Annotated in this window: 1 protein-coding gene; it reads left to right on the top strand. The window is 61.7% G+C overall.

The window, feature by feature from the left end; translation table 11 throughout:
• Positions 1–3,176, top strand: a 3,176-nt coding sequence (locus ACCAA_RS02115) for an Ig-like domain-containing protein (protein ID WP_186405602.1), incomplete at both ends; no start/stop codon positions are given.

The raw sequence follows: 3,176 nt of genomic DNA, 5'->3' as shown, positions 1-3,176 counted from the left end.
ATGTTCTCAATGGTGGCGACGGCAACGATTCCCTCTACGGCAACGACGGCAACGACACCCTGACCGGGGGCGCCGGCACCGACTATTTCAGCGTCTGGAGCAGCGATACCGACACCTCGGTGGATACCATCACCGACTTCACCGCCGGCAGTGGCGGCGACCAACTGCCAATTCCCACGTCGCGGTTGAGCCACTACAACTACGGCAATCCTTTCGCCAGCGGTCACGTCCGCCTCACGCAATCGGGCGCCGATACGCTGTTCGAAATCGACACCGATGGTCCTGACAGCGCCGCGGTTTTCCAGACCGTCGCGATCTTGAGTCATGTCACGAAAGGGGATCTGGTCGCTGAGAATCTTGGTGGCTTTGATCCCAACGTCGGCACCCCGTGGGACGACTTACTGACTGGCACCGCAGGCAATGATCAGTTTTACGGTGGCGCGGGTAACGACACCATCAGCGGACTGGCTGGCAATGACACCCTTAACGGCGGGCCAGGCAATGATGTCCTGAATGGCGGCGACGGCAACGATTGGCTTTACGGCAACGACGGCAACGACAGCCTCAGCGGTGGCTCAGGTGATGACAATCTTGCGGGCGGTGCCGGTAACGACACGCTGGATGGTGGCGCAGGCTTCGACTCGGTGAATTACGATGGCGCCACAGGCCCGATCACGGTCAACCTGGCCTTGGGAACGGCGACGGGCGTCGGAATAGGAACAGAAACCCTCGCCAGCATAGAAAACGTCATGGGAAGCCCGTATGCCGATATTTTGATTGGCAGTGCGGGAAATGACTCCCTGAACGGTGGCGCTGGCAACGACACGCTGACCGGGGGCGCCGGCTCCGACTTTTTCAGTTTCGGGGACAGTAGTACCGACACCTCGGTGGACACCATCACCGACTTCACCGCCGGCAGTGGTGGTGACCAGATCTCAATTCCCCGGGGGCGGTTGAGCAACTACGCCGCAGGGGATAACCCCTTCGCCAGCGGTCACGCCCGCTTGACGCAATCGGGCGCCGACACGCTGCTCGAATTGGACACCGATGGTCCTCAAGGCGCCGCTGCTTTCCAGACTATAGCGATTTTGAACCATGTCACCAAAGGCAATCTGGTCACAGCCAATTTGAGTGGTTTTGATCCGAACCCCATCGTGGGCACCCCGGGAGACGACACACTGACCGGCACCGCTGGTGACGACCAGATTTATGGCCTGGCTGGCAACGATACCCTGAACGGCCTGGCTGGCAATGACATCCTCAGCGGTGGGCCGGGCAATGATGTATTGAATAGCGGCGACGGCAACGACCAGCTTTACGGCAAGGCCGGCAACGACAGCATCATCGGTGGTGCTGGCAATGACGACTTGCGAGGCGACGTGGGGGCGGACACGCTCGTCGGTGGCGATGGCGATGACAACCTGCTGGGAGGCGGTCCAGGCGTTTACTGGTCAGGAATTCAATACCTTCCGTCACCCGGTACCGATGGGGACAACATGACGGGCGGACAAGGGAACGATACCTATGAGGTGACAGCTAGCAGCAACCAGCAGTACGCCTCCTATCACTTCACATTCGAGTCTGGAAGCGTGCTACAAACTGGCGGAGTATTTGCGCCCGATCAGGTGGTGGAGAACCCCGACGAGGGTACCGACACAGTTCGGTCCTACGTTTCGTACGTACTTCCGAGCAATGTGGAAAATTTGCAATTGATGGACGCGCCGTCCGACATCAACGGCACGGGCAACGCGCTCGACAACATCCTGACTGGTAATAGTGACACGAACATTCTTGACGGTGCGGCCGGCAACGACACGCTGACCGGGAGCGCTGGCAACGACACGCTGACCGGGGGCGCTGGCAACGACAGCTTCGTCTTCGCTGACCATGGCAACGGCCTCGACACCATCACCGACTTCACGCCGGGCGACACCATCGACGTCACCGGTGTCACCCTTGTTGGTCATGTCACCGCTGGTGATGGCAGCACCGTCGGACAGGGCGAGGTACAGTTCGCCTCCGGTACTAACACCCTTTATATCGGCACCGACACCACGTCCGGTGCGGAGGTGCAGATTAAGCTGATCGGCAGCTTCACCGCCGCCGCATTCTACGTGTCCGGCAGCGACCTGTCTTTCGGCCCTGCCCCAACGGTCCTCAGCTTCAGCCCGAGCGACGGCGCCACCGGAGTGGCCACCAGCAGCAACATCGTGCTGAGTTTCAGCGAACCCATCGCCGGCGGCACCGGCAGCATTCTTCTCAAGACCGACGCCGGCGCTACCGTCGAAACCTTTGACGCTGCGACCAGCAACCGGCTGACGATCTCCGGCAGTACGCTGACCATCGACCCGACCAGCAGCCTCGCAGACGGCACCCACTATTACGTCACCCTTGCCGCCGGAACGATCAAGGACCTGGCGGGCAACAGTTACGCCGGCACCAGCGCCTACGACTTCACCACCGCCGCCGACACCACCGCCCCGACCGTCACTACCTATAGCCCGACTGATGGCGCCACCGGAGTGGCCACCAGCAGCAATATCGTGCTGAGCTTCAGCGAACCCATCGCCGGCGGCACCGGCAGCATTCTTCTCAAGACTGCCGCCGGCGCTACCGTCGAAACCTTTGACGCTGCGACCAGCAACCGGCTGACGATCTCCGGCAGTACGCTGACCATCGACCCGACCAGCAGCCTCGCAGACGGCACCCACTATTACGTCACCCTCGCCGCTGGAACGATCAAGGATCTGGCGGGCAACAGTTACGCCGGCACCAGCACCTACGACTTCACCACCGCCGCCGACACCACCGCCCCGACCATCACTACCTTCAGCCCGAGCGACGGCGCCACCGGAGTGGCCACCAGCAGCAATATCGTGCTGAGCTTCAGCGAACCCATCACCCGCGGCACCGGCAGCATTCTTCTCAAGACCGACGCCGGCGCTACCGTCGAAACCTTCGATCCGGCGACCAGCAACCGGCTGACGATCTTCGGCAGTACGCTGACCATCGACCCGACCAGCAGCCTCGCAGACGGCACCCACTATTACATCACCCTTGCCGCCGGAACGATCCAGGACCTGGCGGGTAACAGTTACGCCGGCACCAGCACCTACGACTTCACTACCGCCGCCGACACCACCGCCCCGACCGTCACTACCTTCAGCCCGAGCGAC

The organism is Candidatus Accumulibacter aalborgensis (assembly GCF_900089955.1).
In the GTDB taxonomy this organism is placed as follows: domain Bacteria; phylum Pseudomonadota; class Gammaproteobacteria; order Burkholderiales; family Rhodocyclaceae; genus Accumulibacter; species Accumulibacter aalborgensis.
Note: the sequence above shows the minus strand (reverse complement) of the source record. Positions and strands in the feature narration are given on the sequence as shown.